A 6,731-nucleotide genomic window follows, 5' to 3' on the forward strand; every position below is an offset into this window, starting at 1 on the left:
GGGGGTGAAATTCAGTTGTTGTGTTGCCGGCGGAAGACTTTCAGCTCCCAGGGGCGCAGCGTAATCGCAGCATGCGTCCCGGTCCCATGCGTCCCGGCACTGTGCTTCCCGGCGCTGCCGGATGGGTAGTTACCGAGGACCAGCTCGGCCGGGTAGTGGCCCAGCTCGGGCTCATCCGCGCCGGCTTCGGTATCGCCCCAGCCGCCGCCGTCGAGCTCCACTGTCCGGTCTTCACCCGAGAAGTTGCCCAGCACCAGCAACTGGACGCCGGGAGCCGCGGCAGCAGCCGCATCCTCAGCGGCATCGGCAGCCGGCCCGGTTCCCGGCAGTGTCCGCCGGAAGACGTACACATGCTCGTCGTCCGGAAGCAGCATGGTGAAGTCGCCCTCCGCCACCACGGGCTCGGCGTGCCGCAGGGCGATGACCTCGCGGTAGAAGCTGAAGACGGAGTCCGGGTTGTCTTCCTGCTCCGCGGCGTTGATGTGGCTGGTGTTGGGGTTGACGGCTATCCACGGCGCTCCCGTGGTGAACCCGCCATGCCGGGTGGCGTCCCACTGCACCGGGGTGCGGGCGTTGTCCCGGTTCAGCGGTGCCAGCGCGGCAAGGACCTCAGCGTCGGTGTGGCCCAGATGGGTGGTGGCTTCGCGGTGGTGGTTGAGCACCTCGATGTCGCGGTAGTCGCTGATGGCGCCGAAGCTCATGTTCGTCATGCCCAGCTCCTCGCCCTGGTAGACGTACGGCGTACCGCGGTGCAGGTGCAGGATGCCGGCCAGCATCTTGGCGGAGAGCTCGCGGTACTGCCCGTCGTCGCCGAAGCGGGACACGGCGCGGGCCTGGTCGTGGTTGCCCCAGTAGAGGCTGTTCCAGCCGCGCTCGGCCAGGGCTGCCTGCCAGCGGCCCAGGGACTTTTTCAGGTCCGTCAGCCGCAGCTTCTTGGGCCGCCACTTGTTGCCGTCCTCCTGGTCCAGCGCCACGTGCTCAAACTGGAACACCATGTCCACCTCGCGCCGGGCCGGGTCCGTGAACAGGACAGCATCCTCCACCGTGACGCCGGGCATTTCGCCCACGGTCAGCAGCGGCTTGTCCCGGCCGGCGAAAACCTCCAGGTGCATCTCGTGCAGGAACTCGTGGATCCGCGGACCGGACATGAAGTGCGGGCTGCCGTCGCCAAACAGCAGTCCGTCCGCCCGCGGCCCGTCCGGCAGCGCGGTGTCCTTGGAGATGAAGTTGATGACGTCCATCCGGAAGCCGTCCACGCCGCGGTCCAGCCACCAGTTCATCATGTCGTAGACGGCGGCGCGGACCTCGGGGTTTTCCCAGTTCAGGTCCGGCTGCTTCCGGGAGAACAAGTGGAGGTAGTACTCGCCGGTGGCCTGGTCGAATTCCCAGGCCGGGCCGGAGAACGCCGAACCCCAGTTGTTCGGTTCCGCGCCGGTTGCGGGCGCTGTGGCGGCTGAACCCGCTGTACCGGCCGTTCCACCGCCGCCTTCCGACGTCTCCCGCGGCGGCCGCCACCAGTACCAGTCGCGTTTGGGGTTGTCCTTGGCGGAACGTGATTCCACGAACCACGGGTGCTCGTCCGAGGTGTGGTTGACCACCAGGTCCATCACCAGTTTCATGCCCCGCGAGTGCAGCCCGTCAGTCAGTTCCTGCAGGTCAGCCAGGGTGCCGAAAATGGGGTCAACGTCGCGGTAGTTGCTGATGTCGTAGCCGTTGTCGTCCTGCGGTGAGGTGTAGATGGGGGAGAGCCAGACGACGTCGACCCCCAGCTTCTGCAGGTAGTCCAGCTTGCTGATGATGCCTGGCAGGTCGCCGATGCCGTCACCGTCGGAGTCCGCAAAGCTGCGCGGATAGATCTGGTAGACCACCGCTTTGTGGAACCAGCCGGGATCCGTGGTCACCTCGTCGTCGTTGTCCGGCGCCTCGCTGACAGGGGGTTCCGTTGCGGGGTCCGCGTGGGTGGTCATGGCCTGGTCTCCTCAGTTGCTTGCGGCTGGTCTGATGATGGGGCTCGGTTTGATTATTGTTCAGATCCGCCGGGCAGGAAAGGGGCCCCTAGCTCCGTGCAGAGAGGGTCTTGTCGCGGTCCTCGAGGACCTCCTCGCCCGGGCCGGTGAACGCGCGGGACCGCTCGATCGCTTCGACCGAGCCGGTGAAGAGCTGGGAGTCCTGCGGATCCGACTGCTGGCGCGCGTGCACCGGCCGCCCGGACTCGACAGTCTCGCTGGACTTGACGGACTCACTGGACGCGCTGGACTCAACTGCGGGCTGCCGGGGCATCGCCCGTGCGGGCGCAGGCTGCACGGGTTCCCAGCGCATGTGCGGCAGCGACTCCGGGTGGCCTTGCTGCAGGAAGGTGACCATGGCCTCGCGGATGACGCAGCGCAGGTCGAAAAGGGCGGCGCTGTCCGCGGCGCTCACCAGGATCCGCACCCGGACGTAGCCGCCTGTGGCATCGGTGATCTGCAGGATACCCACGCGCTCGTCCCACAGTGCCGTTCCGTCCAGCACGGTCCGCAGTTCGGCGCGCATGTCCTCGATGGGTGCTCGCCAGTCGAGGTCGAACTCCACGGTGCCCATCACCTCGGACTGCCGGCGGGTCCAGTTCTCGAACGGTGTGGTGGTGAAGTAGGTGGAGGGCAGGATGAGCCTGCGGTCGTCCCAGATGTGGACCACCACGTAGGTCAGGGTGATCTCCTCGATCCGTCCCCACTCCTTCTGGACCACCACAACGTCGTCCACCCGGATCGCGTCAGTGAAGGAGAGCTGCATGCCGGCGAACACGTTCACCAGGGAGGTCTGCGCGGCGAGCCCGGCCACGATGGAGATCACGCCGGCAGAGGCCAGCAGTCCCGCGCCGAGTGCCTGGATCGCGGGGAAGGTCAGCATGACGCTGCCAACCGCCAGCACCACGATGAGCGCAACGGCGATCCGTCGGGCCAGGATCATCTGGGTCCGCAGGCGGCGTGCCCGGCGGTTGTCGGCCACGTCCACGCTGTAGCGGCTGAGGACCAGGGCCTCAACGATCAGCAGCACGGCCACGGCGAGCCAGGCAAGGGAGCCCATAAGGGCAATCAGGAGGAGGTGGTCGACGGCGGACCGCCACCCGCCGTCGTCCGTCGTCAGCGCCAGGGCGATCCGGACGCCGATCAGGCAGAGGGCCAGGCGGAGGGGGAGCCGGGCCACCCGGGAGGTGGACTGCAACTCCGGACGGCGTCGGTTGAGCCGGAGGACGGTTTTTCGGATCAGCCAGGAGAGGACCAGTCCAGCCGCCACGGCGAGCGTCATGGCCAGGAAGGGCATTGCCGGGGTGAGGAATTCTTGCATTGGTTAAGCTCTATCAAGCTTCCGGGAAGAGCCTAAATCCGGAGGGGCTCGGGCGTGGCGATAACATTTGGACATCGATTGGATTTATTGCTAGGGCTGAGGACCTCCGCAGTCCAGAATTGAGGAATTATTCGCGGTCTCATGAGATTCAGGAGAATAGATGCACCGCTCAGCACCCTCGGCCATCGCCGTCTCGGGGGCCCTATGCCTCGCTTTTCTGCTGGTTGCCTGCGGCCCGCCCGCCTCGTCACCGTCGACGACGTCTCCGGCAGCCACCGCCACCCCGACAGCTTCGACCACCGCCACCACGTCGCCCACTGCCACCGCCTCACCGTCGGCTTCCTCCACACCCGAAGCAGGGTGGAAGTCCTACACGACGGCGGACGGCCTGGCCTTCGATTATCCGGAAGACTGGAAGATCACCGAGAAGGCCGGCGACGCGGCCCCCGGCGGGGTGTTTTTGAACATCACCAACGCCAACGGCAAGAACCTGGCGGACCTCCGGACCAACATGGTCACCGGTTCCGAATGCACCGTCAAGCAGCCGTTCGGTGTGTATGAATCCGTGCCCCTGCCGGCATTGGAGCAGAGCGGCAGCGTGCCCCGGTACACCTTCGAGACGAGGACGGACACCACGGCCACGGACCCCAAGCTCATGACCCTGTTCGCGTACGGGATCACCACGGCGCCTGAACCCACCGGAACGGAAGCGTGCCCCATCTTCCACTTCTTCACGTGGCCGCCCAGCGGTGCGATGTTCGGTGGCGTCTACGATCCGTTCGACACCACCCCCGGCAATGAGATGCACGTGGACACCCCCGAGGTGTACATGGGTACCCAGGAGTACAAGAACATCAAGAAGATGCTCACTTCCCTGCGGCCCGCCTAGGCGGACAGGGCCAAACCAAGAAGCGGCCGTTGCGCACTGCGGGGCTACCCGCGGTGCGCAACGTTTTGGCGGCAAATTGGCCCCGCCCCGGGCGAGTCGCCTGCGGGCGGGGCCACAATGAGTTCCTCAGCTGGATGAGGAGGATTGCATGCGCCGATCAATGAGGCCCGGCTTTCGATCGTCCGGATCGGCACGTTCGGGGACAGCAGTTGCTGCAGGCGCCTGCCTCGCAGTGCTCGTGGCAGCCTGCGGGCCGCCACCCGCCCCGCCGGACCCCGGATCTGCGACGGCCACGGCACCTGCCACTTCAGCGGGCGGAACGTCGGGCGCGACGGCGAACGGGACTGCAAGCGGTACCGCTACCGGTTCCGCGAGCGGGACTGCCGTGCCGCAAAGCGCGACGGCGGGCGCCCCGCCGCCTGAACCGGCGCCGTCGAGCACGTCCCCGAGCCTGTTGCCGTCCCCTACCCCGTCCGGCTGGAAGACGTTCACGACGTCGGACGGTGGCTTGACGTTCGACCACCCGGGTGACTGGACCATCAAGGATCCGGCCGGAAAATCGCCGCTGGGCGGAGAACACGTGGACGTCCTGAACATGGCAGGGAAGCCGATGGCTGTGCTGGAGACCAGGATCGTGACCGGATCGGAGTGCGTGCAGCAGTACCCGTTTGCGGTGCTGGATTCCGAGCCCATGACAGCCCTGGCCGAGAAGGGCGTGGCGGACGGGAACGCACCCCGCTTTATGTTCGAGATCCGCGGAGACGCGCAGGCGCCTGCACGGACCGCCGAGACCTTCGCGGCCTACGGCATCACGATGGTTCCGGAGGAGGTCGGGACGCTGGCCTGTCCCATTTTCCTGCTGTTCCGGTGGCCGCCCAGCGGGGCCATGTTCGGGGCCGGCTACGACCCGGCAAACAACACCACGCCCGGCGATCCGTCGCTTCCGTACTGGGAGAAGGCGAAGCTGTACGCGGAGACGGGGGAGTACCGGAATATCCGGCGGATGATCACCTCGCTGCGGCCCGCGAAGTAGCGTGCGGCGGCCTGTGCGGGCTCCTTGACTGGCCCCGTGGGGCCGCGCAGACTCGAATCAGGACACGGTCCGATCAGTAGTCGGGGTTCTGATGTACGCACTGGGGAAGCAGCGGCTCGCGAGCGGTGCGAAGGCAATGGCATCCGCCCTGGCGGCCGTGTGCGTGGCGGTCTGTGCGGCGCTTCTTGTTGCGCTGGGCCTGGGCGGCTGCACGCCGCTGCCGAACACGGAACCAACATCCACGGCAATTACCGCGCTGCCCACGGCAACCCCGCCCCTCCCCGGTGAGAGCGGCCCTCCCGGCGGCCCTGCCGAAAGCAAGCCCGGCGCCGGCCCGGTCCCGACGGTGCGCCCGCCTGCATCGTCGCGCCCCACCTCCACTGTCTTCGAACTTGCCCGGCGGGCCAAGGAGATCCTGGAGACCTGTGTCCGGGGCGAGCTGACCTTCAGGCCGCCGTCGCCGATGCGGCAGGGGGAGACCAGGGAGTTCGTCCTGCACGTCACCCTGGGCGATCCCGGCGCGGGCCATGAGAAGAACATCCCCGGACCCAACCCGGTGCAGACCCGCACGCCGATTGTGTGCGAAGAGATGCGCGCTGACCTGTCCGGCCCGGACATGACCATTGAGCGGGCCGGAAATCCGGGCGGTGAGATGCTGGTCCCGGAACAGGGCGTTGCGGAGTGGCGCTGGTGGATCACGCCCAAGGATCCGGGGCGGAAAACCATGACCCTGCAGCTGTTTGCCACTGCAGAGGACGGGCCGGACCTGAGCCTGGAGACGTTCCGGGAGGACATCCAGGTGGAGATTGAACTGGGCTACGTGCTGAGTTCACTCGTGAAGGACTGGGCGCAGCCGCTGGGCGTGACCATCCCGGTTCTCGTCGCTGCCATCGGCACCATGCTGGTGTGGTCGCGGTCCAAGCACGGCAAGGCCAAGCATGCCGCGAACACGAAGCCGGCGGACCCGCCGGGTGGGGAGCGGAACACCCCGCCGCGACGCTACATTGGAAGCATGGCTCACGCAGCAGATCAGGACCTGGGGCCGGACGTCCGCCTGCAGGCCCGCATCGAGGGCGTCGTCCAGGCGGTCGGCTTCCGGTACTGGACCGTGCGGAAGGCTGAGGAGCTCTCGCTGACCGGAACAGTGCGGAACGACGTCGACGGTACTGTCGCCGTCGTCGTCGAAGGGCCGCAGGCGATGGTCCTGGAGTTCCGGCGCTGGCTGAGGTCCAGCGACGCGCCGGGGCGCGTGGACCACGTGGAGGAGTCCGTGTCGCCCGCGACGGGCGAGTTCAGCAATTTCGACGTGGTGTACTGAGCCTGGACAAGGTCACTCCTAGGCGCGGTCACTCCTAGTACTACAGTCGCGTTTATGGGGTGTGTCCGCGGGTTTTGTAATGACTAGGTTGTGCGCGGTGTTGGTGTTTTCGTCGCCAGGTTGAGTGTTCCAGGACTTGTTTGGGGCTGGTAGTGCGGTGCCAG

6 protein-coding genes are annotated in these 6,731 nt (G+C 67.0%); 3 read left to right on the forward strand and 3 right to left on the reverse strand.

Translation table 11 applies throughout. From position 1 onward, the window contains the following. Positions 1-11: 11 nt before the first annotated feature. Positions 12-1,967 carry an alpha-glucosidase gene (locus PV761_RS16730; RefSeq protein ID WP_347898451.1) on the reverse strand — a complete coding sequence of 652 codons (1,956 nt, stop codon included), beginning with the start codon at positions 1,965-1,967 and terminating at the stop codon, positions 12-14. 88 nt (positions 1,968-2,055) lie between these two features. Further along, entirely contained in the window at positions 2,056-3,327 is a 1,272-nt protein-coding gene (locus PV761_RS16735; RefSeq protein WP_347898453.1) for a mechanosensitive ion channel domain-containing protein, read from the reverse strand. Positions 3,328-3,487: 160 nt separating this feature from the next. On the opposite strand from PV761_RS16735, the gene PV761_RS16740 reads away from it, so the two are divergent. Further along, positions 3,488-4,216: a hypothetical protein gene (locus PV761_RS16740; protein ID WP_347898455.1), complete on the forward strand. Its 729-nt coding sequence runs from the start codon at positions 3,488-3,490 to the stop codon at positions 4,214-4,216. Between the two features lie 126 nt (positions 4,217-4,342). On the opposite strand, the gene PV761_RS16745 is transcribed toward PV761_RS16740, so the two are convergent. After that, positions 4,343-4,708, reverse strand: coding sequence for a hypothetical protein (locus tag PV761_RS16745; RefSeq protein ID WP_347898457.1), 366 nt, complete (start codon positions 4,706-4,708; stop codon positions 4,343-4,345). Positions 4,709-4,724: 16 nt separating this feature from the next. On the opposite strand from PV761_RS16745, the gene PV761_RS16750 reads away from it, so the two are divergent. Together PV761_RS16750 and PV761_RS16755 are read left to right on the forward strand one after the other, a co-directional pair. Continuing rightward, complete coding sequence (locus tag PV761_RS16750) at positions 4,725-5,249, forward strand: hypothetical protein (RefSeq protein WP_347898459.1); 525 nt, start codon at positions 4,725-4,727, stop codon at positions 5,247-5,249. Positions 5,250-6,261: 1,012 nt separating this feature from the next. After that, positions 6,262-6,567 (forward strand): acylphosphatase, encoded by a 306-nt coding sequence (locus PV761_RS16755; RefSeq protein WP_347898464.1) that lies wholly within the window; start codon positions 6,262-6,264, stop codon positions 6,565-6,567. Positions 6,568-6,731: the final 164 nt, after the last annotated feature.

The sequence above is a fragment of the Arthrobacter sp. CC3 genome, from assembly GCF_039907775.1.
GTDB lineage: Bacteria > Actinomycetota > Actinomycetes > Actinomycetales > Micrococcaceae > Arthrobacter.